Below are 25,051 nucleotides of genomic sequence, written 5' to 3'. Positions count from 1 at the left end.
CGCTGTAGAATGCCCGCTTCATTCTCAGCGCAAGGGACCGACATGCCTTATCAGCCCTGGATCTTTGGCCTCGTCATCGCCGTAATTGCAGGCGCCGCTGGTTGGGCGCCTGCCCAGGCCGCAGCGCTGGATTGCGAGCACATCAGCGTCAGCGAACAGGTCGACCGCTGCGCCCAGCAGGACAAGGAGCGGGCCGACGCCGCACTCAACCAGAGCTATCAGGCGCTGCTGGTCCGGGTGCACAACCTGTACCCCAGCAGCCTGCTGCAAGAACAGGAATACCTCGGCAAATTGAAGAACGCCCAACGCGCCTGGATCAAATACCGCGACAGCACCTGCGTGCTGGAGGCCTTCGAAGTGGAACCGGGCAAGCCGGCCCATGTGACCCTGATCAACCTCTGCGTGACCCGCCTGAGCACCGAACGCACCCGCTATCTGGAACAACTGCTGCCCGAATGACAGCAGGCCCGGGGGCCTCTTCGCCGGCAAGCCGGAGCACCTGCAGGAGCGGGCTTGCCCGCGAAAGCGGCCTCAGGAGCCCGCTCGCTGCCAGAACGGTCGATGCCCCAAGCCATGCAGCAGTCCGCAGATCAGGCTGACGAGCCAGGCAAAGCCCAGCATGCCAACACACGAGTCGCCCTGGCGCAGGCGCTGCTGGCACTCTGCGGCGCTGGAACACAGGGCGCTGCACCCGGGTTGATCGTCGCGGCGACAACTGAGCAGGTACCCCCGCAGGTGGCGGAGAACCAGGGTCTGCCCCGGCAGTTGAGCGAGTGGCAGCTGGAGCCGGGTCAGTTCGCGGTTCAGGCGCAAGCGTTGGCGCTCCCCGGTGTCGAGTTCCTCCACCAGCAGCGCCCCGGCCTCCACTGCGATCACCCGGGCGCGCAAGCTGTCGGGGCTGGCGCCCTCCAGGCCGTAGTCCAGTTGAGTGCAGGTCCAGGCCTGGATCAGGGCAAACACCAACCCCAGCACGAAGCTCATCAGCGCCACTTGTAACAGTGGCGCCAAGGCGGAGAAATTTCGCAAGGAACACAGCGTCGAACGAATCAAGACAGCTCCCGGAAACCCAAGCGCAGGCCGCGCGTTCCGGGAGATTAGCGGGAAAAAACCGGGGGCTGAAAGCCCTTTTCCAACCCGGTTTCACGCGGGATCAAGAGGCGTTTTGGTGAAGGCTCTAGCTCGCCGCTTCGCTGAATCACAGCAAGCCGAAGAAAAGTCCTAGCGTTGGTCAGCCATGCAGCTTTCTCTCGCTGCCGCAGGCCCTTCCTCACCCACACGGCCGCCGAAGTAACCGGCGCTGACGACCCCCACCGCTCCCATCACTGCGCAGTAGATCACGCAGATCCAGGGGCTCCAGGGCATCAGGGCGATCAGCAGCAACGGCGTGGTACTGGCCCAGAGGGCATAAGCGATGTTGTAGGTGAAGGAGATCCCCGACACGCGAATCCGCGCCGGAAACAGGCCCACCATCACCGACGGCACCGCCCCCACCACGCCGCAGCCCAGGCCGGCGATGGCATAGGCCAGGCCGATCCAGGCGCCGCCGCTGATCAGGCAGCCATAGAGCACGGCGATGCCCAGTGGCAGCAGCAGGCTATAGAGCATCACCGTGCGCCAGGCACCGAGGCGGTCGACGACCAGCCCCGCCAGCACGCAACCAATGTTGAGAAAGACAATCCCTAGGCTGCTCAGGGCAAAAGTGTGGCTGGCGCTCATGCCGAAGCTTTTTTGCATCATGGTCGGGGTGATGACCACGAACACCACCACCGCCGAGGTCAGCACGCAGGTGAGGATCAGCGCCGGCAGGATCGCCAGCCGGTGTTCCCGCAACACGGTGCGCAGGGGCAGTTCGGCGGCGGCATCGCGCTGGTGCTGCAGCGCCACGAACACCGGGGTTTCGCTCAACCAGCGGCGCAGCCAGACGCCGATCACGCCGAACACGCCGCCCAGCAGGAAGGGATAGCGCCAGGCGTGGTCGAGGATTTCCTCGGGGCTGAAGACCCGCGCCAGCAGGGTCGCGGTCAGGGCGCCCAGCAGGTAGCCGAAGGTCAGTCCGGCCTGGAGAAAGCCCAGGGCATAACCGCGATGGGCCCGCGGCGCGTGCTCGGCGACGAATACCCAGGCGCTGGGCACTTCACCGCCCACGGCGGCACCTTGCAGCACCCGCAGCGCCAGCAGCAGCAAGGGCGCGAAATAACCGATCTGGGCATAGGTCGGCATGATGCCGATCAGCAGGCAAGGCAGCGCCATCATCAGGATGCTCAGGCTGAAGACCTTCTTGCGCCCCAGGCGGTCGGCGAAATGGGCCATGAGGATGCCGCCCAGGGGCCGGGCCAGGTAGCCGGTGACGAAGATCCCGAAGCTCTGCAACAGGCGCAGCCATTCGGGCATTTCCGGGGGAAAGAACAGCTGGCTCAGGGTCAGGGCGAAAAATACGAAGATGATGAAGTCGTAGATTTCCAGGGCACCACCCAGGGCGGCCAGGCCCAGGGTCTTGTAGTCGGAGCGGGAAAAGCGCGCCGGCGACGACTCAGTGGAAGGGGTCATAAAGCAACTCGATGGCAGCACAAAGCAAAGGCGCTCATGGTCTACGCAAAAGATCCGGGGAACAACCCGTTCCCGGCCCTGGGTTGGTTTTCCGGGGTTTTCTGTACCTTGAACGGCCGCGCGCCAGGCCAATAATCGGGCACTTTCCCACCCAAGCAGAATCAGGAAAGTCGTCATGAGCAGCCATACCCGCACCCAGCGCCTGAGCGTCCCGCAACTGGTGGCCATGAAAGGCCGGCAGAAGATCGTTTCCCTCACCGCCTATACCAGCCACATGGCGCGGCTGATGGACCCCTTCGTGGATTTCATCCTGATCGGTGATTCCACCGCCATGGTCGGTTACGGGCGCACCTCGACCCTGGACATGAGCCTGGCGGAAATCATCGCCCACACCCGCGCGGTGGTGGCCGGCAGCCGCCTGGCCTGCGTGATTGCCGACATGCCCTTCGGCAGCTACCAGGAATCCCCGCAACAGGCCTACCGCAATTGCGCCGAGGTGATGGCCCGCACCGGTTGCGCCGCCCTCAAGCTGGAGGGCGGCCGGGCCCTGGCGCCCACCGTGGAGTTCCTGGTGCAGCGGGGCATTCCGGTGATGGCGCATATCGGCCTGATGCCGCAGTTCGTCAACCAGATGGGCGGGTTCAAGGCCCAGGGGCTCGACAGCGAGGCGGCCCGCAAGATCGAGGAAGATGCCCGGGCCCACCTCGAGGCCGGCGCCTTCAGCCTGTTGCTGGAAGGGGTTGCGGAGCCCCTGGCGCGGCGCATCAGCGACTTCTCGCCGATGCCGACCATTGGCATCGGCGCCTCCCCGGCCTGCGACGGCCAGGTACTGGTGACCGAAGACCTGCTGGGGCTGGGCGGGCCCCAGGTGCCGCGTTTCGTCAAGCAATACGCCGATGCCGGCGCCCTGATCAGCCAGGCCTGCGAACGCTTCGCCGCAGAGGTTCGGGAGCAGGCCTTTCCGCAGTTGCAGCATTGTTATGGGGTGGTTCAGGAGGCCTGACTCACCGCCCGCGCCAACAGCCCGAGGGCGCCCTGGATATCCTTGCTCCAGTCCAGGGTGAAGCTCAGGCGCAGGTGCTGCTGCCACAAGCCCTGCTGGCTGAAGATCGCCCCCGGGGCGATGACGATGCCGTCGGCCAGCAGGCGCTCGTAGACCCGGGTCATCGGCACCGGGCGCCTGGCTTCGACCCACAAGGTCGCGCCGCCGGCGGCAAGCGGCGCATGCAACAGCCCGCCGGCCTGCTCGTCCAGCAGTTGCTGCAACTGCTTCATTCGCTGTTGCAGCATGCCCCGCAGTTTCAGCACGTGCTGGTCTACGCGACCGGAACTCAAGAGCCGGGCCACGGCCTTCTGGCGGATCGGCGACAGGCGAAAGCGCCGCTCCAGGCACTGGCGCTGCAAGGCCGGGCCCAGGCTGCGGCTCAGCACGTAGCTCAAGGGCGCCTCGGCGCCGATGGCCTTGTCCAGGCTGGCGAACACCAGCAGGCGCTCGGGATCGGCGAAATCCCGATAGCGAGCAGCGCCGGGCACGAAGCTGAATGCTCCGTAGCTGTCGTTCTCCAGCAGCCAGATCCCCCGCTCGGCGAACCAGCGGCACAGCTGCTGCTTGTCGGCGGCGGGCATCAGGCTGCCGTGGGGGATGTTCACCGTCGAGGAGAACACCGCCAGGCGCACCGGCTCGCGCTGAAGCAGCGCTTGCACCTGCTGCAGATCGAAGCGCCCGCCGGCATCCAGGGGCAGCTCGATAATCCGCAGGCGCGCCGCCCGCAACTGGCGCAGGATCGCCCAGGAACACGGGGACTCCACCAGCACCACGCCGCCGTCCAGGTCCAGCGCTCGCAACGCCAACTCCACCACGCTGTGCAGATCGGCCCCCAGGAACACCTGGTCGGCCTGCCAGTAGTCGCGGCTGGAGCAGGTGTAGCGCCGGGCCAGTTCGCTGCGCAGCTCCTGCTCGCCCAGGGGCTGGTACAGCGGTGCCTGGTTGCGCGGGTACTGGCGGGCCAGTTCGCGCTCGGTCATCAGCAAGGGTTGCTCCAGCGACAGCAGCATCGCCGGCGCATCGCTGCACAGCGCCAGGCGCCCCGGCAGGCGGGCCTGGGCATAGAGGTTGTCGAGCAGATCCTCACCGGCCTCGGGCACGGTCGCGGCGGCCAGGGCCCGGGTGAAATAGCCCTGGCGCGGCCGCGAACAGATGCGCCCCTCGTCTTCCAGCAGAGCGTAGGCGTACTTGATGGTGGACAGGGAAACCTTCAGCCGCTGCGCCAGTTCGCGCAATGACGGCAGGCGTTGCTCCTGATCGCTGGCGGCGTTGTCGATCCACTGCGACAGGTAGCGGTAGACCGCCTGATAGGCGAAAGACGGGTGGCGCTGCACCGCTTCAGTTGCCTTTGGCCATGGCGATCGCCGCCTGGATCGCCGCGCGGGCCTGGGGGCTGTTCTTCCAGCAACTGGAACCCACCAGGGCCGAAGCCTGGGTGACGATGTGCAGGGCATCGGCGGCGGCCAGCTGGGCCAGGGAAGTGATGCCCAGTTGTTCCAGGCGAGCGACCACGGTAGAACCGACACCCTTGACCTTGAGCAGTGCGGCGCGTTCTTCGGGGGAAAATGACATGGGCGTTGAGATCCTTTGCAGTCCGTGGCAATTGCCGCATTCTTGCACAGTTCTCGGCCGCCTCTGCCTGGGGCGGCCGACCTCCTTATAAACATAAGAAATCCGAGGTACTCACGTGGCCGCTGATATTCAAGATAGCCGCTCCGCCCGCTTTGCCCTGCGCTGCTCGAACTGGGCCGAACGCTGGTTTCCCGACTCCTGGGTGTTCGCCGCGCTGGCGGTGATCATCGTTGCCCTGGCCACGCTGGCCATGGGCGCCAAGCCCACCGATGCCGCCATGGCGTTTGGCGACGGCTTCTGGAGCCTGATCCCCTTCACCATGCAGATGGCCTTCGTGGTCATTGGCGGCTATGTGGTCGCCAGCTCGCCGCCGGCGGTGAAGCTGATCGACAAGCTGGCGCGCATTCCCAGGAACGGCCGCTCGGCGGTGGCCTGGGTGGCGCTGATTTCCATGGTCGCCTCCCTGCTCAACTGGGGCCTGTCCCTGGTGTTCGGTGGCCTGCTGGTGCGGGCCCTGGCCCGGCGTACCGAACTGCGCATGGACTACCGCGCCGCCGGCGCTGCCGCCTACCTGGGCCTGGGCGCGGTCTGGGCCCTGGGGCTGTCGTCTTCGGCGGCGCAGTTGCAGGCCAACCCCGGCAGCCTGCCACCGTCGATCCTGGCCATCACCGGGGTCATTCCCTTCACCCAGACCATCTTTCTCTGGCAATCCGGCGTCCTGCTGCTGGCCCTGGTGGTGGTCTCGCTGATCGTCGCCTACGCCACGGCGCCCGGCCCCGGCAGCGCCCGGGATGCCCAGGCCTGCGGGGTCGACCCGAGCTTCAGCATGCCCAAGCCGCAACCCCGGACCCGCCCTGGCGAATGGCTGGAATACAGCCCGCTGCTGACCCTTCTCCTGGCGCTGCTGGCGGCCGGCTGGCTGTATCACGAGTTCGCCACCAAACCGGCGATCACCGCGATCTCCGGGCTCAACACCTACAACTTCCTGTTCCTGATGGCCGGCGCCCTGCTGCACTGGCGCCCGCGCAGCTTCCTCGATGCCGTGGCCCGGGCAGTGCCCACCACCACCGGGGTGCTGATCCAGTTCCCGCTGTACGGTTCGATCGCCGCGCTGATGACCGTGGTCAAGGGCGTGGATGGCCAGACCCTGGCCCACCACATCTCGACCTTCTTCGTGCAGATCGCTTCCCACGACACCTACGCGCTGCTGATGGGGCTGTACTCGGCGGTGCTGGGCTTCTTCATTCCTTCGGGCGGCGGCAAGTGGATCATCGAGGCGCCCTACGTGATGCAGGTGGCCAATGACCTGCAGTACCACCTGGGCTGGGCGGTACAGATCTACAACGCCGCCGAGGCCCTGCCGAACCTGATCAACCCCTTCTACATGCTGCCGCTGCTGGGGGTGCTGGGCTTGAAGGCCCGGGACCTGATCGGCTTCTCCTTTGTCCAGTTGCTGGTGCATGCGCCCCTGGTGCTGGTGCTGCTCTGGGCCCTGGGGACCACCCTGTCCTACCTGCCGCCGGTCATTCCCTGACAGAGCCACAGGCCCGCTGCACAGCGGGCCTGTGGATAACGGCCCGCCGGCCCAATCGCAGATTTATCCAGGGCCCAGACAGCCAGGCCTTGCCGCATTCCTGTAGCCTTTGCGTCATATTCGGTTGTTACCGTGCGACCGAAATACTTTGTAACGAATCCTCAGAGAGCCGAGCAAGGAGCCGACATGAGCGACGATACCGACCTGCGCGACACCCCCGAATCCGCCACCGACCAGCCTGCCGATACCAGCCGCCGCCGCTTCCTAGGCGGCGTTGCGGTTCTGGGGGTCGGCGCCACCCTGAGCGCCTGCGGCCAGCCCGGCGAGCCAGGAGGCAAACCGCCGGTGGAACGCCCCTTGTCCCCGGCCGAACTGGACAAGGCGCTGCAGGAGCAGGTGAAAAACGTAGTGGTACTGTTCGCCGAGAACCGCAGCTTCAACAACCTGTTCGCCAACTTTCCCGGGGTGGAGAAACCGCTCTCGGCCCTCAAGCCCGAAGACTTCCAGCAGCGCGACCGCGACGGCAACCTGTTGCAGAAACTGCCGCCGATCTGGGGCGGCATTCTCCAGGTGGGCCCGCAGACCCTGGACGGCATCACCTACCCGGTGGAAACCCAGTTCCAGGAAAACCTGCCCAATGCCCCCTTCGCCCTCAAGGGGCCCAGTGGCGAGGACCTGCCCCTGGGCCTGGTGACCCGCGACCTGTGGCACGTGTTCTACCAGAACCAGATGCAGATCAACGGCGGCAAGAACGACAGCTTCGTGGCCTGGGCCGACTCCGGCGCCCTGACCATGGGCCACTACGCCCAGACCCGCTACTCCCTGCGCCTGTGGGACGTGGCTCGGGAGTTCGTGCTCTGCGACAACTTCTTCCAGGGGGCATTCGGTGGCTCGTTCCTCAACCACCAGTACCTGATCAGCGCCAAGGTGCCGTTCTACCCCGATGCCGCCAACTCGGTGGCCAAGTCGCAGATCGCCACCCTGCAGGGCGACGACCCCAAGGGCACCCGCCTCAAGCCCCTGGACAAGTCCCCGGCCAGTGCCATGGACGGCGCTCCGCAGTTCGGTCCCAGCGCCCTGACCCCGGACGGTTACGCGGTCAATACCATGGCCCCGCCCTACTGGCCGACCTGGATCCGCGACCCGGAGCGCCCGGACTACGCCAAGCCGGACCTGCCCAGCGTACTGGTGCCTCAAACCCACGAACACATCGGCGACAAGCTGTCGAAGAAGAACGTCGACTGGGCCTGGTACGGCGGCGCCTGGCAGGCGACCCTGGAGCAGTTCAAGGATTCCGGCGGGATTCCCAAGATCCCCAACTTCCAGTACCACCACCAGCCCTTCAACTACTTCGTGCGCCAGGGCCCGGAAAACCCCGCCGAACGGGCCAAGCGCCTGCGCGACGGCGGCCTGGGCGATGAGTCGAGCACCAACAAGTTCTTCGCCGATGCCGAGGCTGGCAAGCTGCCGGCGGTGACCTTCTACAAGCCCCAGGGCAACCTCAACCTGCACGCCGGCTATGCCGATGTGGCCGCCGGCGACCGGCATATCGACCGGGCATTGAAAGTGCTGCGGGAAAGCCCGCAGTGGAAAAACATGGTGGTGATCGTCACCGTTGACGAAAACGGCGGCTGGTGGGACCACGTGGCGCCGCCCCAGGGCGACCGCTGGGGCCCGGGCACGCGGATTCCGGCGCTGGTGGTATCGCCGTTCGCCCGCAAGGGCACGGTGGACCACACGGTCTACGACACCGCCTCGATCCTGCGGCTGATCACCCGGGTGTTCCAGCTGGAAACCCTGGACGGCATCAAGGAACGTGACCAGGCCATGATCGCCCGGGGCCAGAAGCCCATGGGCGACCTGACCAACGCCCTGCACTTCACGGCCTGACCCCGGCCGGGCCCGCAACGGGCCCACCTGCCACCGCAGAACCGAAACCCAAGCCCGGCTTCGGTTCTGCGGCACCGGCACAAATGATAGCCATATAACATCACCCACTTTACCCATCCACCCGGCGGGTAATATCCTGCGCGCCACCTATTTGTTTCATCTGTTTTCCGATTGGAAAGGGAGTTCGTCGTCATGATCGTAGGTATCGACCTGGGGACCACCAACAGCCTGGTCGCGGTCTGGCGCGAAACCGCCAGCGAGCTGGTGCCCAATGCCCTGGGCGAACTGCTCACCCCCAGCGTGGTGGGCCTGGACGACGAAGGCCGGATCCTGGTGGGGCAAGCCGCCAGGGAGCGCCTGCACACGCACCCGCAGCTCACCACGGCGCTGTTCAAGCGCTATATGGGCAGCGCCACCGAAGTGCGCCTGGGGGAACGTACCTACCGCCCCGAAGAACTCTCGGCCCTGGTGCTCAAGAGCCTCAAGGAAGACGTTGAGCGGGCCTATGGCGAACCGGTGGAGGAAGCGGTGATCAGCGTGCCAGCCTACTTCAGCGATGCCCAGCGCAAGGCCACGCGGATTGCCGGCGAACTGGCCGGGCTCAAGGTGGAAAAACTGATCAACGAACCCACCGCCGCAGCCCTGGCCTACGGCCTGCACCAGCGTGACCGGGAAACCTCGTTCCTGGTCTTCGACCTCGGTGGCGGCACCTTCGACGTGTCGATCCTGGAGCTGTTCGACGGGGTCATGGAAGTCCGCGCCAGCGCCGGCGACAACTTCCTCGGCGGCGAGGACTTCGACAACCTGCTGCTGGAACACTTCCTCGAACAGCAGGCCCAGGCCGCGGGCTTTCCCGAACGCCAGAGCGTGCTCCAGGCACTGCGCCGGGAAGCCGAGCGCGTGCGCCGCGCCCTCGGCCAGGAGCCCAGTGCCGAATTCAGCCTGCGGGTCGATGGCCGGCAATGGACCCAGACCATCACCCAGGCGCAACTGGCCAGCCTCTATGCGCCGCTGCTGGAACGCCTGCGGGCGCCCATCGAACGCGCCCTGCGCGATGCACGGATCCGCGTCAGCGACCTGGATGAAATCCTCCTGGTGGGCGGCGCCACCCGCATGCCCCTGGTGCGCAAGCTGGCGGCCGGGCTGTTCGGGCGCTTTCCCTCCATCAGCCTCGATCCCGACCAGGTGGTGGCCCAGGGCGCGGCGGTCCAGGCGGCCCTCAAGGCACGCTCGGCGGCCCTGGAAGAAGTGGTGCTGACCGACGTCTGCTCCTACACCCTGGGGATCGAGACCTCCCAGCAATACGGCAACCAGATCGAGAGCGGGCACTACCTGCCGATCATCGAGCGCAACAGCGTGGTGCCGGTAAGCCGGGTCAAGACCGTGCAGACCTTGCATGACAACCAGGAGCAGGTGCTGCTGAAGATCTTCCAGGGCGAAAGCCGCCTGGTGCGCGACAACGTCGCCCTGGGCCAGCTGGAAATGCGCGTGCCCAAGCGCCCCGCCGGCGAAGTCTCGCTGGACGTGCGCTTCACCTACGACATCAACGGCCTGCTGGAAGCCCAGGTGAGCATCCCGCTGACCGGGGAAAGCCATTCCCTGGTGATCGAAAACAACCCCGGCGTGCTGACTCCGGAAGAAATCCAGGAGCGCCTCAAGGCCCTGGCGCAATTGAAGATTCACCCCCGCGACCAGCAGGTCAACACGCTACTCAGCGCCCGACTGGAACGCCTGTATCAGGAGAGCCTGGGGGAGTTGCGCGAACAGATCGGCTATTGGGCCGGGCAATTCCAGCAAGTGCTGGAAACCCAGGACGAGCGCAAGATCCGCGAAGTGCGCAGCCAGCTCAGTGAACAGCTGCAACACCTGGAAAACGGCCACTGGCACTGAGGAGCGGCAACATGGATTGCTGGTCCCTGCTGGAGTTGCCCGAGGACGCCGACGAACGCAGCATCAAGCGCAGCTATGCCCGGCAGTTGAAGATCACCCGTCCGGACGAGGATGCCGAAGGCTTCCAGCGCCTGCGTGAAGCCTATGAGCGGGCGCTGCAACTGGCCCGCTGGCGGGAAGAGATCGCGGATGAAGTCGCGGTGATCCAGGCCGTCTCCACGAAGGCACCGCCCCCGGACAACCTGCAGGCCTGGTCGGGCCTGATAGAGATGGACGCGGCCGCCCCGCGGCCAACGCCGAGGGGCCCTTCCCAGGCCCAGCAATGGGCCAGCCTGCTTGAAGACGTCCCGCTGTCCGTCGAACCGCTGGCGGACTGGGTCCCGCCCGCCCCGCAGGATCCCGCCCCCCTACCCGCTCCAGCCACTAGCGCATTGCCGCTGCTCAAGGGGCTGAGCGTCGAGAACCTGCCAGAGCGCTGGCAACAGGCTCGGCAGGAGGGTTGCGAGAACGATTTCCTGCAGCGCCTGCTGGTGGCGTGCTGCGCCCACCCCGAGCAATACGCCGCGATCATCGGCTGGGCCGCCGAGCATCTGGACTGGCTGACACCCTGGCAACAACCGCCCATGGAGGCCTGGCAAGAGGCATTCCTGGTCAAGACGCTATTGCAGGAATACCGCCGGACGCTGGAAGCGTTGCTGCAAGCCGGCCAGGAGCGGGCCTTCCTCGAACGTCTGACGAGCTACTGCGCACAACCCTGGCTGCGGATCTTCGATCATCGCCAGAACTGGCAGCATGAAATGCTGCAGTTACTGCAGCAGCAAGCCTGGCAGGTACCCTTGTTCGATCGGGTATGCCAGTTGTTCGGCTGGGACGAAAGCCGTGGCAACACCCCTGAACCGGCGTGGCTCTGGCAGTCGCTGATCGAGCGCTGCCAGCAGGAGGCCTTCTATCAGGAGCTGCTGGCCAAGGCCGGGGAACCCGGCGAAGCGACGCCGGACGTTGCCGCGGCTCGCCTGCTGCTGAACCCCATGCCCCGACGTCGCCAGGTCGCCCTGACCCGGCACTTCGAAGACGAACATTGGCAGGCCTGCATGGAGCTGTCGCAGACCCTGGCCTCGCGTTTCCCGGCGCTGCTGGAGCGGCTGCCTCGCAGCGATGTGTTTTTCTGGCAGAACCTGATGCCGCGTCCGCAGGGCGTGGACAGCTGGATCAGGTCAGGGGTCGCCATGGGGTTGGCCCTGAGCCTGTACTTCATGAACAAGCCCCAACACAGCAAAGAACTTGCAGTGATGATGGGGCTGTTCTGTGGGGGTGTCCTGGCGATTTTCGGGCTGATCCTGCTCAACACCTGGGCCCCTGCGATCGCCCGCCTGCTGGCCATCGACCTGTGGTTGAGCGAGCGCCTGGTGCCCAAGCGCCTGAATCCGCACCAGCACTGGCTGGTGCTGCGCCACGGGGTGCCGCAAGCGGTCATGCTGGGCCTGTTCGGCTATTGGCTGGGGGCCCTGGGGATACTGGCCTACCTGGGCTTTGTGCTGATCGGCCTGCTGCATTCGCGGCGCATCGGCCAGCCGGACCCGGATTTCTGTGCCCGCAGCCCCTGGCTGGGCGCCTTGCACTGGAATCACTTCAGCCCCTGGCAGCCGATCTATCTGGTCGTCATGATCGTGGTCATCCGGGTCTGTCAGCTCCATGCCCCGGGGTTTCCCTGGACGCGCCTCATGCCTGGTTGAACCCTGCGCGGCCGGGGCAATGGATATTTTTTCACTCCCGGCTGTTTCTCCGCTCGGTGCTGTTTCAGTATGTCCTTCCCCCCTTCGAAGGGGTTCACGCTGAAAAGGATCTGAGCATGTTCAAATTCGCAGGAATGACCCTGGCGCTGACCGCTGCTGCCCTGAGCGCGACGGCACAGGCCGATGTCGAAGTCGATCTGGGCAGCCCCCAGCGCGTCACCCAACTCTTCGCCTACCCCAACAACTGCAACGTGATCTGCTATCGCAACTGGACCCTGGAGGAGACGGTGGCTCACTACCTGACCCAGAGCGTGCAGCGTGACGGCTACAGCGCTGCAAAAGTCAGTGTCAAGACCACCGGCGACAAGGTCCTGGCCTCCATCAGCGGTGTGCCGGACGGCTACGACAAGCCCCTGAGTGCCCTGCTGGATGCCGGCGACCTGGCCTACAAGGGCGCCAGCCAGCTCAATGCCGATGGCAAATGGGCCTACAGCTGGTACCTGTTCCTGCCCCTGGGCATGGCCCTGGAAAACCGCAAGAGCGTCGAGCTGCTGCACTTCCCGCCGGACTATTCATTGACCCAGGCCCAGGACTATCTGGAGTCGGCCACCACCGACCGCTGGGCAACCCTGTTGACGGCCAACGGCATCGCCGCCGAGCAGACCCCGGCCTACCAGACCATCGTCGACATCGCGCCGATTGCCGCGCCATCGAGTGCCGGCAAGGACCTGGAGGGGGTCTACAGCTACTTCAACAGCTACCAGACCAGCATGGTCAGGCAGGTCAGCCAGAGCACCAGCGGCGCGGCCCTGCCGATGGTGGCCTTCGGCGCACCGGTGCGCAATTGGCTCAAGCAGCAGTACGGGGTCACGGTGAATGTGCTGGGCCTGGCACAGATCAGCCCCAGCGAGGGGGTCAAGGTGCCGGTGCTGGGCTCCAACCACCCGAGCTATATCTGGTACGCGGCAGACCCGGCGAACTACGACGATGACCAGGCCAAGGCCGATGCCGCGGGGTTGAAAGTGATGGGCCAGGACCTGAGCGCGGCCTGCTGGCAGGCCGGCATGGGCAGTAAGCCGGGAACCGATCCCAGTACGCTGCTGAGCAGTTGCACCCAGACCTGGCAGGTGACGCAGAAAGTGCAGACCTGCGAGCTGTTCTACACCTCGGTGCGCAAGCTGAGCGAGCAGCAAGCCGCGGCCAAATGCACCAGTGCACCGGTCAAGACCCAGCTCAACCAGCTCAAGGCCCCGGCACCGGCGCCAAGCACCGAGGTACCGCACCTCTGAGCCGGCCCCTCAACCTGTAGCCGCTGCCGCAGGCTGCGATCGACCCGCAGGGTCGCGGTGCTCTGACAGAGCCCGCAAGCCTGCGCTCTATCGCCGCCTGCGGCCAGCGACGATCAGACCGCGCCCACCGGACGCAGCCGATACTGCGGCGGCAACTGCTCGAAGCCGCTGATGGTGGCATTCAGGCTCTTCCAGCGACCGTCCTTGATGCCATAGATGCAACCGTGGATCGACAGGCTCTGCCCGCGATGCCAGGCGTTCTGCACGATGCTGGTATGGCCGACGTTGGCCACCTGCTGGATCACGTTCAGTTCGCACAGACGGTCGACCCGCTCTTCTTCCGTGGGCAACTGCCCCAGCGCTTCACGGTGCTCGTAGTACAGGTCGCGGATCGAACGCAGCCAGCCGTCGATCAGGCCCAGCTGGCGATCCTGCATAGAGGCGCGCACGCCGCCACAGCCGTAGTGGCCGGTAACCAGGATGTGCTTGACCTTGAGTACATCCACCGCGTACTGGATCACCGACAGGCAATTGAGGTCGGTGTGCAGTACCACGTTGGCCACGTTGCGGTGCACGAACAGATCGCCCGGCAGCATGCCGACGATCTCGTTGGCCGGCACCCGCGCGTCCGAACAGCCGATCCACAGGTATTCCGGGGTCTGCTGGCGAGCCAGTTTGGAGAAGAAGTCCGGATCTTCCTGCTTGATCGCTTCGGCCCAACGCTCGTTGTTATCAATCAGATCTTGTAGTTCGTTCATGCTGTGAAGCCTCAAGAATGATGCGCTGCTTTGACAGACGGCCGCCCGTAGAGGTCACGCCTATTGCTACAGATACCGGCCATCCCTTGCGGGGGAATCTTCAGGGGCGTGCAAGGGTCCACCCTTTATCCAGTCCCGAAGTATGAGTAATCGCCATGAACGAATCACGACGCCCCTACAACGCCCCCCAGCCCGAACCCATCGACGACGATCAGGACCGCATGGGCTCCATGGAGGAGCTGCATTTCGATGACGACGAACCCGCCGCCCGCGCCAGCAACCGCGTCACGGACGACGGTGCAAGCGATGATGACCTGAGCCCGGAAACCCTGATCCGCGAAGACGGTGCCCGCTCCGCCCATGAGGCCGGTGCCGACAAACCGGCCGACTGGGACCTGAGTATTGTCGAAGAAGAGAACATTGGTGGCGGCAATGGCCTGGATGAAGCCGAACTGGCCCGCCGCGACCCGCTGGACGGCAAGCCCTGAGCCCTGCACCGCATTCAATGACGCGCTCTCCCGCAGGAGCCGGCTTGCCGGCGAAGAGGCCCTCAAGCCGTGCATCGCCCCGAATGGCGCCTTCGCTGGCAAGCCAGGTCCTGCAGCGGCCCGCGTGCGGTTAAAGGCTCAGTCGACCAGCGTGCAGGCCATGACCAGGGCGTCTTCGCGACCGCCTACCGCCGGGTAGTAGTCGCGGCGGCGCCCCACTTCATTGAAGCCATAACGCTCGTATAACCGATAGGCGGTCTGATTGCTGGAGCGCACTTCCAGGAAACACTCCCGGGCGTCCTTCTGGTAGGCGCGCTTCATCAGCTCTTCCAGCAACCGCAGGCCCAGGCCGCGGCCCTGGCTTTCCGGCTTGACGGTGATGTTCAGCAGATGCGCTTCGTCGATGATCACCTGGATCACCCCGTGGCCCACTTGCTGGCTGCCTTCGAACATCAGCCAGACCTCGTAGGACTTGAAGGCATCCATGAAAATGCCCCGGGTCCAGGGGTGGCTGAACGCCGCATATTCGATTTTCAGGATGCTATCCAGGTCCGCTTCGGTGGCCAGGCGGAAGGTCAACGCGTCACTCATTGGTCATTTTGCTCATCAGTGCTTTTCCAGCGCGTCATCAAGCGACGCATGGCTTGCCAGACATCAGCCTTACGCTGTGGCTCTTCCATCAATAGTTCCAGGCCAGGCAGGGCCCAGGCCGAACCCAGGCCTTCGACCTGGAGTTCGCGGTTGTAGGATTCGGCATTCGCCTCGCCGGCAAATCGCACCGCCGGCAGGCCGATCAGCCACAGACAGACACAGGGTTCCTGCTCGATCCGCACGCCGACAAAGGCCTGGACGAAATCCCGCGCAGCCTCGGGGCCCTGGTCCAGGTTGCCCCGGGTCAGCATCGGCCAGCGCACCGGCTCGGCGAGGATCTGCGGGCTGTCTGGCAGGCCGGCGGCGCGCAGCATGTCCTTGAGTAACAGGTAGGCCGGGTCGCGGCTCTGGAAGGCTTCGCCTGTGGGTAACTCCACCAGCAGCAGGCAACGGCCGGCCCGCAGCAACTGCAGGGCAAAACGCGGCGGCGGTACCACCGGGGCCTTGACCACCGGGGCCGGGGCCTCTTCGCCCTCGATCGGCGCCTTGCTGGCTGGGCGCGCAGGGGCGGTGGAGGGGCGCGGCACCTCGATCTTCGGCCGTTCGACGTTCCTTGCCACCGGCGCCGCGGGGGCCTTGGCCTCGACCACAGGGGCAGGCGGCGCCTCCACGTCCGGTTCCGGCAGGGCCAGCAACTCGGGGCGCGAAGGGGCGGCAAAGGGCAATTCGCTGCGCGGCAGCCAACTGACCACCTGCATGGCGGACAGATAAGCGCGACGACGGGACTCGATAAGCAAAGGTCGGCCACTTGTGGATAACTGAGGTGGGGGATTCTACCGTCCTTCGCCGAAGATCGCCCGCAGTTGATTGCGCACAAAAGCGACTGTCCGTCTCATACCTGGACCTGGGGGTGAATCGTCAGCCCCCTGATGCAGTACAATCGCCGCTTTTCATTGCCAACCAGCCGGCCATTCCGATGATCGAACCCAAGCGCGTCTTGCGCGCCCTCGCCGAACACTGGGCACTTCTGGAGCCGCTGTGCGAGCACTTCGACCAAGGCACCCTGAGTCTTGCCGAACTGCGTTCACAGCTGTCTGCCCAACAACTGGACAGCACGCCCCAGGACATCACCCACCTGCTGGACGTATGGATACGCCTGGACATCCTGGTCCCGGTGGCGAAAAGCCCGAACCGTTTCGAGCTCAATGCGCAGATCCACGACTTCCTCGCCTACCTGCGCCGTGAGCACCGCCTGGGTCTGTGCCTGGAAATCGAAGCCTACCTGCGCCACCTCGAGCGCCTGGCCGGTTACATCCAGGACGCCTTCGACGTGCGCGACGGCAACGACCTGGCGCGCCAGCTGCGGCTGCTGGACATGCGCGTGCGCGATGTCCTGAAGAAGCTCGCCAACGACGAACAGGCCCTGGTGGCCGTGGCCGAGCGGGCCAAGACCAGCGACCGGCAGATCCCCCTGCGCCAGCGCTATGCCGAGGTGCTGGCCACCTGGGACGAATACGTTGAACCGATGATCCAGCTGGTGAACGCCGACGGCGCCTTCGAACAGGGCGTGCGCAAGGTGGAGAACGTCCTGCTGCGCATGCTCACCGAACAGCAGCGCCTGGGCCACCTGGTGGACGACGACATGCTGCTGCGCACCCACGCGCGGATCCTGGAAATGCAGACCAGCGCCCAGCTGACCCTGCGCCATGCCCGGGAACTGCTGCTGCCGCTGCGCGAGGAGGCGCGCCGTCATAACGCCGTGACCCGCGGCGCGGCCCTGGCCCTGTCGGCCATCCGCCGCAAGGGCATCGACGCGGTGCCCCAGGCAGCGATGCCGATGTTCACCCGTCCGCAAAGCACCTTTCTCGGCAGCTCCGGCCAGGTGGAAGCCTATGTCTACGCCCTGGCCCGCTTCGAACCCAAGCCCGCGCGCTTCCCCAAGGCCCACAAGACCCACAAGGGCGTGGCCCCCAAGGCACCGCGTACGGTCCGGGAAATGCTCGAGCGCTGCGAAGACGCCCTGCCGATGCCGGACCTGATGAGCTGGCTGCTGGACCAGGAGCCCGATGGCGCCACCGACGAACTGCTGTACTGGTTCTCGCGCCTGTCCCGGGAAAAACGCTTCAAGCGCGAGCGCCTCGAACGCCGCGATTACCACACCCAGGAGCACCAGGTCAGCCTGCGCTCCTTCGCCCTGCTCTCGGCCCGCGATGACGCCGCCGAGCATTCTGCGAGCAACGCCAATGCATCTTGATCTTTCCGAACTGTCCCAGCTGGCGCCGATCTTCCGCGAGCTGTTCAAGGGTTACCACGTCAGCCGCCGCGACCCGGAGCTGTACGCCCAACTGTCGAATTTCCAGGACCAGTACCGCACCCTGTTCAAGGCCCTGGGCTTCGAGCTGGTGTGCGATACCCGCGGCTTCTACTACTTCGTGCCGGACAACGCCGCCGCCCAGGTGAACAAGACCGCCCAGCGCCTGGCGCTGTTCACCTTCATCCTGGTGGAGCACCTGGCCGACCAGGGCCGCGACCCGATCGCCGTGCTCGACGGCGGCAGCCTGGGCCGCGACGAACTGCCGTCGCTGCTGGAAAAATACCGCGACCTGTTCATCCAGGCCGAAGTGCAGACCCAGGAAGAGCTGGAAGAGAAGATCATGCGCCGCATGACCCAGCTGGGTTTTGCCGCCGAGGAGCCGGGGATCTATCGCTTCCTGCCGCCGATGCACCGCTTCCTCGATGTCTGCCTGTCGGTGCAGCAGGACCGCGACCTGGCCGCCAGCCTGCACAGCGTGCTGCCGTTGCCGACCCCGGTGCTGGTGGACAACGACAGCGACGAGAAACTGCTGCAGACCGATGACCCGCTGGACCTGAGCGAATTCGACGAGTCCGAAGAAAGTGAAGAAGACGCGCTGGCCCGAGCCATCGCCGAAGAACAGGAGCTCGACGCATGAGCAAGGAACGCTACGGCATCCGCCGCTTTGCCCTACTGAACACCGCCGGCTACAGCCTCGGCCTGTTCCCCCTGGAAGAGCCGCTGTCGGTGTACGGGGCCAACAACCTGGGCAAGTCGGCGTCGATCAACGCCCTGCAATTCCCGATTCTGGCGCGCATGTCGGACATGAGCTTCGGCAAGTACAGCCTGGAGCAATCCCGGCGCTTCTACTTCGCTTCCGACACCAGCTACATCCTGGTGGAAGTCTCGCTGCCCCACGGCCCCCATGTGATCGGCGTGGTCGGGCGCGGCCCGGGCGGCGGTTTCGGCCACCAGTTCTTCGCCTACGCCGGCCAGCTGGACCTGGCGCATTACCAGAAGGACGACACCTGCCTGCGGCAGAAAGAGCTGTTCACCAACCTGGAGCGCCAGGGCCTCAAGGCCTATGAGCTCAAGCCCGATGAACTGCGGCGCCTGCTGGTGGGCGGCCACACCTCGATCCCCCTGGACCTGACCCTGATCCCGCTGCGCTCCACCAGCGAGCAGAGCCTGAAGACCTTCCGCGCGTTGTTCATCAACCTGCTGCACATGCGCGAAATCACCGCGGCCAAGCTCAAGCAGCTGTTCCTCGACGCCTTCGAGCACAGCCTGCGCTCCGGCAGCGTCGACTACATCGCCGCGTGCGACGAAGCTTTCCGCGACGTACGACGCATGGAGCAGGACTACAACTCCCTGGTGGCCGCTGGCCCCCTGGTGGAGGCCCTGGCCAACGGCGTGAAGCAGCGGGACATTCTGCGGGGCAAACTGCATCGCCTGTCGCCGTTGCTGGACTCGCTGCTGGGCACTTGGTCGGACTACGCCGGCGCCCGCAAGGAAGAGCTGACCATCCAGGCCGAGCATTACCGCAACGAGCAGGACGCGCTGCAGAACGACCAGCGCAGCAGCACCCAGGAAATGATGCGCCTGGAGCGGGAAATCACCGGCACCCAGCGCTGGCTGGGTGAGCTGTCGGTGCTCAAGCACCGCTTCGCCCTGGTGGATGACGTCAAGGTCCTGGAACAGCAACTGCTGGCGGCCAAGGATGCTCACGACGAACTGGCCGGCGCCTTGGCCCAGTCCCGGCAATTCTCCGCCGAAGACCTGGAGGAGCGCCTGCGGGACCTGGAAAAACGCCTGAAGTCGGTGAAGCAGCAGCTCGATCATGCCGACAACAACAGCTACGCCCGCCTGCGGGAAGAGTTCTCCCAGCAGGACGTGGAGCGCCTGATGCGCCTGTTCAACAGCGCGCTGTTCAGCCTGCCCCTGGGCGAGCATGGCATTGCCCTGGACGACAACGGCGAGTGGGTGAAGTCGGTGGAGCTGATCCTCGACGGCTTCAAGGGCGAGCGTTTCGAAGTGCCGGGGCTGTCGATCGACATCTCCCACATCGAACCGCCAGCCTTGCAGGCCCTGGCCGACCGCGCCGCCCTGCGGGATCAGAAAGAACGCCTGGAAAAAGAGCTCAAGCAGCTCAAGACCCAGGCCGCCGTGGCCGCCGACCGCGCCGCGAGCAAGACCCAGACCGAAGCCCTGTACCAACAGGTACTGGATGCCCAGAAGGCCCTGGAAGACTTCCGCCGCGCTCAGACTCTGAGCGCCGAGGAAGGCGAGAAGCTGGAGCAGCTGGCACAGATGGAGGCCGCCCAGGACGAACTCAAGCGCTCCAGCGACGCCTTCACCGAGCGCGTCCAGCAGTTGTCCGCGAAGCTGCAACTGGTGGGCCGGCAGATCGCCGACATGGAAGCCAAGCAGCGCACCCTGGACGACGCTCTGCGTCGCCGTCAGCTGCTGCCGGCAGACCTGCCCTTCGGTACGCCGTTCATGGACCCGGTGGACGACTCCATGGACAACCTGCTGCCATTGCTCAACGACTACCAGGACAGCTGGCAGGGCTTGCAGCGGGTCGACGGGCAGATCGAGGCGCTGTATGCCCAGGTGCGCCTCAAGGGCGTGGCCAAGTTCGACAGTGAGGATGACGTAGAGCGGCGCCTGCAGCTGCTGATCAACGCCTATGCCCACCGCACCGACGAAGCCCTGACCCTGGGCAAGGCGCGCCGCGCCGCGGTCACCGATATCGCCCGGACCCTGCGCAATATCCGCAGCGACTACGACAGCCTGGAACACCAACTGGCGCTGTTCAACCGCGAGATCAACAAGCGCCAGGTGTCCAACCTGCAGAGCTTCCGCATCGTCCTGGCGCCGAACAAGGAAGCCCTCAAGCACATCGACCAGATCATCCACAGCGCCGGGCAATACGAAGAAGGCGAGACCCTGTCGGTGTTCGACCTGAGCCAGAGCGCCGAGCAGGACAACAAGAACGAAGAAGCCAAGGAGTACCTGGCGCGGCTGGTGGCGGCCAACCACAACCAGCTGGGCCTCAAGGACCTGTTCGAACTGGCGTTCGAGATCACCAAGGTCAACGGCCAGCCGGTCATCCACACCGACATCGATGGCGCGGCGTCCAACGGCACCACCATGACCATCAAGGCGCTGACCAACATGTACCTGTTGCTGCACTTGATGGACCGCGACCAGGCCGGGCGCATCCGCCTGCCTTATTACCTCGACGAGGCGGCGGACATCGACGAGCGCAACCAGGCGGCGCTGCTGGAAACCAGCCTGCAATTGGGCTTCGTGCCAATCCTGGCCAGTGTGAAGCCCCAGGTTTCGGCCCAGGTGGCCATCGACCTGGAAGGTGGCAGCGGACCGAACGGCATCTACATCGACGAGGCCGACTGGAAGTTCATCCGTCGTCACGATCAGGTCAAGGCCGTGCTGAACGCAGAGCCGGAAGCAGAAGCGGAGCTGGACGAAGTCTGATTTCGTAACGCTGCAACGAAAAAGGCCGCGCTCTTCCGAGCGCGGCCTTTTTTATGGGAAGGCTGCTGTAGGAGCTGGCTTGCCAGCGAAGGCGTCCTCTGGCGCGACGCAGGGCTGAGGGCCTCTTCGCCGGCAAGCCGGCTCCTACAAGAAGGTTATTTGCCCAGGGGGATCTTCGGTGCCCAGGTCAGCCATTCCTCTTCGAACTTGTCGAACAACGGGAAGGTCTGCTGAGGCCGCGCCGGGTTGCCCATGCGCTCGCCATCCGGCGTCGCGAAGGCAATCCCCCCCTGGATCAGGGTCTCCAGGGATTCGGTACGCACCGTCGCCCCTTTGAACAGGCCGAAGTCGACACCAAATCCACTGCTGTTCCAGAAGCGCGTACCACTGCGAACCAGCGGTGCGTACTTGGGTTCGATGAGGATGTGGATCAGTACCCGATCGGCCGTCTGGCCCAGCTCGTAACCGGTCACCTTGCCCACCGCCACTTCGCGGTAGGTTACCGGCACTCCGACTTTCAGCGAGCCACGCCGAGCAGCGCTCAACACCAGGCTCAGGCCGGCTTCCTGAACGCTGGCTTCCGGCGGTTGCGGCAAGGCGACAAAACTGGTCTGCACGCCCTGGCTCTTCGTCGCAGGCTGGACCTCGATGTATTGGCCGGTGACCAGGGTTTCCAGGTTCGAGGTCTTCATCAGGCCCAACTCCGGCTTGACCACCCAGAACTGGCTGCCGACCCGGGCGATGCGCTCGGGCACTTCGGTGATCCGCGCCTTGAGCATGACCGATTGCATGTCGGCGCTGAGGGTCACTTCTTCCAGCTTGCCCACGTCCAGGCCCTTGAAGCGTACAGGCGTACCGGCCCGCAAGCCGTCGGCGCGATCAACCTTGATGCTCACCAGGGTGCCGCGCTGCGCCGCCTCCTCCTGGTTGGCGAACAGGCGGAAACGTGGAATGCGCTTTTTCAGCGGCACGTTGGGCAGCGGGGTCTCGAAGGCGATGCCACCCGCCATCAGGCTTTGCAGCGACTCGCTCTTGATCTGGATACCACCGCTCAGGCCCCCGGTCAGGGTGATGCCACTGACGTTCCAGAAGCGCGTCGAACCGTTGACCAGGCCTTCATATTCCTTCTCGATGTGGACGCCGATCACCAGTTGCTTGCGGGTGTGGGAGAACTGGTAGCTCTGCACCGACCCGACCTTGACCTGTTTATAGAGAATCGGGCTGCCGACATCCAGGGACCCCAGGTTGTCGGTGAACAGCACCATGTGCAGGCCGGGCGCACGCAGGTCCAGCGGCGGGGCCTTGGCCCGGGCCTCGAACTCGCGCTGGGGCGCGGCGCCCTTGTCGCCGGGACGGATAGCGATGTAGTTACCCTTGACCAGGGCCTCAAGACCGGTGATGCCGGCCAGGGAGATCGAAGGCTTGACGGTCCAGAACTGGGTGCCCTGGACCAGGTAATCCTCGGCCAGGGGATCGAGAGTCAGCTCGGCGGTGGCGCTGCTCAGGTCGGAGTCGACCTTCAGGGCCTTCAGGCTACCCACCTGGATGCCCTTGTACATCACCGGGGTGCGCCCGGCCTGCAGGCCTTCGAAATCGGTGAGCTTGACCTTGACCCGGATCCCGGCCTGGGCGGCGTCGAAGTCCTCATACAGACGGAACGGCAGGCTTGGGTCGGTGGGCGGGCTGTCCTTGCGATTCTCCGGCGTGGCAAAGGCGATCCCCCCGGCGACGATGCTGGACAGGGACTCGCTGCGTACTTTTACCCCCGACAGGTTGGCGTCGATGCTGATGCCGCTGGCGTTCCAGAAACGTGTGTGTTTGCGCACCAGATTGGCATAGGTGGGCTCGATATAGACCTTGAGCTCTACCGTGTTCTGGTCTTCGGAGAGCAGGAAGCTCTTGATCTGGCCAACCTGGATCTGCTTGTAGAACACCGGGCTGCCACGGTTCAGCGACCCCAGGCGCTCGGCCTTGATGGTCAGGTGCAGGCCCGGTTTGGCATCAGATAAAGGAGGCTCTTCGGCCAGGGCCTTGAACTTGCGACTCGGCTCGCCATCCCCGGGGCTGACGGCGATGTAGTTGCCCGAGACCAGGGTTTCCAGGCCAGTGATCCCGGCCAGGCTGACACTGGGTTTGACCAGCCAGAAGCGGGTGTTGGTCTTCAGGTACTGTTCGACGTCCTTGTTCATCTCGACCGTGGCAATCACTCCCTTGGAGTTGCCCTCATCGTCCAGAGCCAGGGTCTTGACCTTACCTACGGGCATGCCCTTGTAGACCACTTCAGTCTTGTTGGCCTGGATCCCCTCGCCGCTTTCAAAGCGCAACTGGATCTCGATACCGGTCTGGCTGTAGGCACGCCAGCCCAGCCAGCCGCCGATGATCAGGGCAATCAGGGGCAATACCCAGATAGCCGACCAGTTGGAGGCCGGGCGGGTTTTGGCGGTAGGCAAATCACTCATGGTCGTCGTCCGACTCCGTGTTATCCCAGATCAGTCGGGGATCGAAAGTTACTGCAGCCAGCATGGTCAGAATCACCACGCTGGCAAAGGCGACCGCACCGAGATTGGCCTCGATGCTGGCCAGCCGGCCAAAGTTGACCACCGCCACCAGGATGGCGATGACAAAGATATCCAGCATCGACCAGCGGCCGATGAACTCGATAAAGCGGTACATGATGATCCGCTGTCGGGCCGAGAGCGGCTGGTGACGCTGCACCGAAAACAACAACAGGGCAATGCCCACCAGCTTGAAGGTGGGCACCAGGATACTGGCGACGAACACCACCGCAGCGATGGGAAACATGCCGTGCTGCACCAGCTGGATGACCCCGGACATGATGGTGCTGGGGTCACCCTGGCCCAGGGAACTGACGGTCATGATCGGCAGCACGTTGGCCGGGATGTAGAGGATCGCGGCGGTGAGCAGCAACGCCCAGGTGCGCAGTATGCTATTGGGGCGGCGAGGATGAACCATGGCCCCGCAGCGAGTGCAGGTCTGCTCTTCGCTGTCAGCCTCCTGCCGATTCAACTCGTGGCATTCAGTACAGATCAGAATGCCTGCCTCAATCGCCCGCATGTATATCCTCTCCCGATAACGCTTGCCAGATCTGGTGAGGCGACATCACCACCTCCAGCCAGACCTGCACCAACAACAGACTGATAAAACACACCAGGCCCAGGCCCACGGTAATGGATGCCATGTCGGCCAACTTGACGATGGCCACCAGCACCCCCATCAGGTAGACCTCGAGCATGCCCCAGTCGCGCAGATGGTGATAAATGCGATAGAGCAGCAGGCCGTAACTGCGGCCGATGTCCAAACGAATACTCAGCAGGACTAAAAGCTGGCAAATCAACTTGAGCAGGGGAATGCCCATGCTGCACAGGAACACCACCACCGCCACGCCTTCCATCCCGGTGTCGAACAGCCCCTGCACACCGCTCCAGACCGTGTCCTCGGAAGACTGTCCCAGTAGATTGAGCTGCATGATGGGTAGAAAGTTCGCCGGCACATAGAGCAACAAGGCCGCGATCACCAGGGCCAGGCTGCGTTCGACCACATTGTGCCGGTGCGCGTAGAGCTCATAGCCACAACGCGGGCACTGGGCTTTCTCACCGAGGGCGAGCTTGGGCTTGCGCATCAGCAAGTCGCATTCATGGCAGGCAACCAGGTCGTCCAGTGGTAATTCTGACAACCCGGGGGCGTCAACCGGTTCTGGCATAGAAGGCTCTGGGAGTGGAGAAAGTAACGGTTATTCTAGTGTTCCAATCCGAAAATAACTGTGCAAATTTGTTTGCGAATAAGAGCAAGTTTTTCCACGCGCAAAAACAAAACCCCAACTGCATACGCAGTTGGGGTTTCGGAATTTAATCTTGACGATGACCTACTCTCACATGGGGAAACCCCACACTACCATCGGCGAT

At 64.7% G+C, this 25,051-nt stretch carries 21 protein-coding genes; 11 read left to right on the top strand and 10 right to left on the bottom strand.

Annotated elements, in window-relative coordinates:
- The first annotated feature begins 42 nt into the window (after positions 1-42).
- On the top strand, positions 43-459 hold the full coding sequence (locus tag AC1RGE_RS16325) for a lysozyme inhibitor LprI family protein (protein ID WP_015637031.1): 417 nt from the start codon (positions 43-45) through the stop codon (positions 457-459).
- 72 nt (positions 460-531) lie between these two features.
- Here the strand turns inward: AC1RGE_RS16325 and AC1RGE_RS16320 are convergent, their stop codons facing one another.
- A complete protein-coding gene (locus AC1RGE_RS16320; RefSeq protein WP_011063467.1) occupies positions 532-1,050 on the bottom strand; it encodes a hypothetical protein in 519 nt (172 codons plus the stop codon).
- Positions 1,051-1,218: 168 nt separating this feature from the next.
- Entirely contained in the window at positions 1,219-2,547 is a 1,329-nt protein-coding gene (locus tag AC1RGE_RS16315) for an MFS transporter (RefSeq protein ID WP_011063468.1), read from the bottom strand.
- A gap of 175 nt (positions 2,548-2,722) precedes the next feature.
- Between AC1RGE_RS16315 and panB the strand changes: the two genes are divergently transcribed.
- Positions 2,723-3,550, top strand: coding sequence for a 3-methyl-2-oxobutanoate hydroxymethyltransferase (gene panB, locus AC1RGE_RS16310; RefSeq protein ID WP_011063469.1), 828 nt, complete (start codon positions 2,723-2,725; stop codon positions 3,548-3,550).
- On the opposite strand, the gene AC1RGE_RS16305 is transcribed toward panB, so the two are convergent.
- On the bottom strand, positions 3,538-4,926 hold the full coding sequence (locus AC1RGE_RS16305) for an aminotransferase-like domain-containing protein (RefSeq protein ID WP_072442468.1): 1,389 nt from the start codon (positions 4,924-4,926) through the stop codon (positions 3,538-3,540). The genes panB and AC1RGE_RS16305 overlap by 13 nt on opposite strands.
- Positions 4,927-4,930: 4 nt before the next feature.
- Positions 4,931-5,164, bottom strand: a complete 234-nt coding sequence (locus tag AC1RGE_RS16300) for a hypothetical protein (RefSeq protein ID WP_041774476.1) — start codon at positions 5,162-5,164, stop codon at positions 4,931-4,933.
- A gap of 115 nt (positions 5,165-5,279) precedes the next feature.
- Between AC1RGE_RS16300 and AC1RGE_RS16295 the strand changes: the two genes are divergently transcribed.
- From AC1RGE_RS16295 to AC1RGE_RS16275, 5 genes are all read left to right on the top strand, one after another.
- Positions 5,280-6,698 (top strand): short-chain fatty acid transporter, encoded by a 1,419-nt coding sequence (locus tag AC1RGE_RS16295; protein ID WP_011063472.1) that lies wholly within the window; start codon positions 5,280-5,282, stop codon positions 6,696-6,698.
- Between the two features lie 186 nt (positions 6,699-6,884).
- Entirely contained in the window at positions 6,885-8,588 is a 1,704-nt protein-coding gene (locus tag AC1RGE_RS16290; protein ID WP_015637036.1) for an acid phosphatase, read from the top strand.
- A gap of 192 nt (positions 8,589-8,780) precedes the next feature.
- Complete coding sequence (locus AC1RGE_RS16285) at positions 8,781-10,478, top strand: molecular chaperone HscC (RefSeq protein ID WP_011063474.1); 1,698 nt, start codon at positions 8,781-8,783, stop codon at positions 10,476-10,478.
- An 11-nt stretch (positions 10,479-10,489) separates the two neighbouring features.
- Positions 10,490-12,211 (top strand): J domain-containing protein, encoded by a 1,722-nt coding sequence (locus AC1RGE_RS16280; RefSeq protein WP_492584628.1) that lies wholly within the window; start codon positions 10,490-10,492, stop codon positions 12,209-12,211.
- A gap of 116 nt (positions 12,212-12,327) precedes the next feature.
- The gene (locus AC1RGE_RS16275; RefSeq protein ID WP_019093569.1) at positions 12,328-13,500 is read left to right on the top strand and encodes a hypothetical protein; all 1,173 of its coding nucleotides are present in this window, start codon (positions 12,328-12,330) and stop codon (positions 13,498-13,500) included.
- 113 nt (positions 13,501-13,613) lie between these two features.
- Here AC1RGE_RS16275 and can read toward each other — a convergent pair whose 3' ends face one another.
- Positions 13,614-14,258, bottom strand: coding sequence for a carbonate dehydratase (gene can / locus AC1RGE_RS16270; RefSeq protein WP_011063477.1), 645 nt, complete (start codon positions 14,256-14,258; stop codon positions 13,614-13,616).
- Positions 14,259-14,413: 155 nt separating this feature from the next.
- Between can and AC1RGE_RS16265 the strand changes: the two genes are divergently transcribed.
- Positions 14,414-14,746: a hypothetical protein gene (locus AC1RGE_RS16265; protein WP_011063478.1), complete on the top strand. Its 333-nt coding sequence runs from the start codon at positions 14,414-14,416 to the stop codon at positions 14,744-14,746.
- A 138-nt stretch (positions 14,747-14,884) separates the two neighbouring features.
- Here the strand turns inward: AC1RGE_RS16265 and rimI are convergent, their stop codons facing one another.
- Both rimI and AC1RGE_RS16255 read right to left on the bottom strand, forming a co-directional pair.
- A complete protein-coding gene (gene rimI / locus AC1RGE_RS16260) occupies positions 14,885-15,337 on the bottom strand; it encodes a ribosomal protein S18-alanine N-acetyltransferase (RefSeq protein WP_011063479.1) in 453 nt (150 codons plus the stop codon).
- Entirely contained in the window at positions 15,334-16,134 is an 801-nt protein-coding gene (locus AC1RGE_RS16255; protein ID WP_346624795.1) for an energy transducer TonB, read from the bottom strand. The genes rimI and AC1RGE_RS16255 overlap by 4 nt, the downstream gene beginning before the upstream one ends.
- A gap of 179 nt (positions 16,135-16,313) precedes the next feature.
- Here AC1RGE_RS16255 and mksB point away from each other — a divergent pair, with 179 nt between their 5' ends.
- Genes mksB through mksF form a run of 3 tightly spaced genes read left to right on the top strand, consistent with a single transcriptional unit; the run spans position 16,314 to position 21,128 of the window.
- Entirely contained in the window at positions 16,314-17,591 is a 1,278-nt protein-coding gene (mksB, locus tag AC1RGE_RS16250) for an Mks condensin complex protein MksB (RefSeq protein ID WP_041120711.1), read from the top strand.
- Complete coding sequence (gene mksE, locus AC1RGE_RS16245; protein WP_015637041.1) at positions 17,581-18,288, top strand: Mks condensin complex protein MksE; 708 nt, start codon at positions 17,581-17,583, stop codon at positions 18,286-18,288. The genes mksB and mksE overlap by 11 nt, the downstream gene beginning before the upstream one ends.
- On the top strand, positions 18,285-21,128 hold the full coding sequence (mksF, locus tag AC1RGE_RS16240; RefSeq protein ID WP_015637042.1) for an Mks condensin complex protein MksF: 2,844 nt from the start codon (positions 18,285-18,287) through the stop codon (positions 21,126-21,128). Before mksE ends, mksF begins: the two co-directional genes overlap by 4 nt.
- Positions 21,129-21,283: 155 nt before the next feature.
- Here mksF and AC1RGE_RS16235 read toward each other — a convergent pair whose 3' ends face one another.
- Genes AC1RGE_RS16235 through AC1RGE_RS16225 form a run of 3 tightly spaced genes read right to left on the bottom strand, consistent with a single transcriptional unit; the run spans position 21,284 to position 24,849 of the window.
- A complete protein-coding gene (locus AC1RGE_RS16235; protein WP_053153853.1) occupies positions 21,284-23,587 on the bottom strand; it encodes a PqiB family protein in 2,304 nt (767 codons plus the stop codon).
- Positions 23,580-24,203 (bottom strand): paraquat-inducible protein A, encoded by a 624-nt coding sequence (locus AC1RGE_RS16230; protein WP_015637044.1) that lies wholly within the window; start codon positions 24,201-24,203, stop codon positions 23,580-23,582. Before AC1RGE_RS16230 ends, AC1RGE_RS16235 begins: the two co-directional genes overlap by 8 nt.
- Positions 24,190-24,849 carry a paraquat-inducible protein A gene (locus AC1RGE_RS16225; RefSeq protein WP_492584626.1) on the bottom strand — a complete coding sequence of 220 codons (660 nt, stop codon included), beginning with the start codon at positions 24,847-24,849 and terminating at the stop codon, positions 24,190-24,192. Before AC1RGE_RS16225 ends, AC1RGE_RS16230 begins: the two co-directional genes overlap by 14 nt.
- Between the last annotated feature and the right edge of the window lie 202 nt (positions 24,850-25,051).

This window comes from Pseudomonas sp. GW823-FHT02C05 (assembly GCF_058797595.1).
This window is presented reverse-complemented; position numbering and strand designations above follow the sequence as displayed.

Excerpts from the sequence above, each read along its gene's own strand:
- AC1RGE_RS16325 (WP_015637031.1), top strand. The coding sequence starts at position 43 with ATGCCTTATCAGCCCTGGATCTTTGGCCTCGTCATCGCCGTAATTGCA.
- AC1RGE_RS16315 (WP_011063468.1), bottom strand. The coding sequence starts at position 2,547 with ATGACCCCTTCCACTGAGTCGTCGCCGGCGCGCTTTTCCCGCTCCGAC.
- panB (WP_011063469.1), top strand. The coding sequence starts at position 2,723 with ATGAGCAGCCATACCCGCACCCAGCGCCTGAGCGTCCCGCAACTGGTG.
- AC1RGE_RS16300 (WP_041774476.1), bottom strand. The coding sequence starts at position 5,164 with ATGTCATTTTCCCCCGAAGAACGCGCCGCACTGCTCAAGGTCAAGGGT.
- AC1RGE_RS16290 (WP_015637036.1), top strand. The coding sequence starts at position 6,885 with ATGAGCGACGATACCGACCTGCGCGACACCCCCGAATCCGCCACCGAC.
- AC1RGE_RS16285 (WP_011063474.1), top strand. The coding sequence starts at position 8,781 with ATGATCGTAGGTATCGACCTGGGGACCACCAACAGCCTGGTCGCGGTC.
- AC1RGE_RS16280 (WP_492584628.1), top strand. The coding sequence starts at position 10,490 with ATGGATTGCTGGTCCCTGCTGGAGTTGCCCGAGGACGCCGACGAACGC.
- AC1RGE_RS16275 (WP_019093569.1), top strand. The coding sequence starts at position 12,328 with ATGTTCAAATTCGCAGGAATGACCCTGGCGCTGACCGCTGCTGCCCTG.
- can (WP_011063477.1), bottom strand. The coding sequence starts at position 14,258 with ATGAACGAACTACAAGATCTGATTGATAACAACGAGCGTTGGGCCGAA.
- AC1RGE_RS16265 (WP_011063478.1), top strand. The coding sequence starts at position 14,414 with ATGAACGAATCACGACGCCCCTACAACGCCCCCCAGCCCGAACCCATC.
- rimI (WP_011063479.1), bottom strand. The coding sequence starts at position 15,337 with ATGAGTGACGCGTTGACCTTCCGCCTGGCCACCGAAGCGGACCTGGAT.
- mksB (WP_041120711.1), top strand. The coding sequence starts at position 16,314 with ATGATCGAACCCAAGCGCGTCTTGCGCGCCCTCGCCGAACACTGGGCA.
- mksE (WP_015637041.1), top strand. The coding sequence starts at position 17,581 with ATGCATCTTGATCTTTCCGAACTGTCCCAGCTGGCGCCGATCTTCCGC.
- mksF (WP_015637042.1), top strand. The coding sequence starts at position 18,285 with ATGAGCAAGGAACGCTACGGCATCCGCCGCTTTGCCCTACTGAACACC.
- AC1RGE_RS16235 (WP_053153853.1), bottom strand. The coding sequence starts at position 23,587 with ATGAGTGATTTGCCTACCGCCAAAACCCGCCCGGCCTCCAACTGGTCG.
- AC1RGE_RS16230 (WP_015637044.1), bottom strand. The coding sequence starts at position 24,203 with ATGCGGGCGATTGAGGCAGGCATTCTGATCTGTACTGAATGCCACGAG.
- AC1RGE_RS16225 (WP_492584626.1), bottom strand. The coding sequence starts at position 24,849 with ATGCCAGAACCGGTTGACGCCCCCGGGTTGTCAGAATTACCACTGGAC.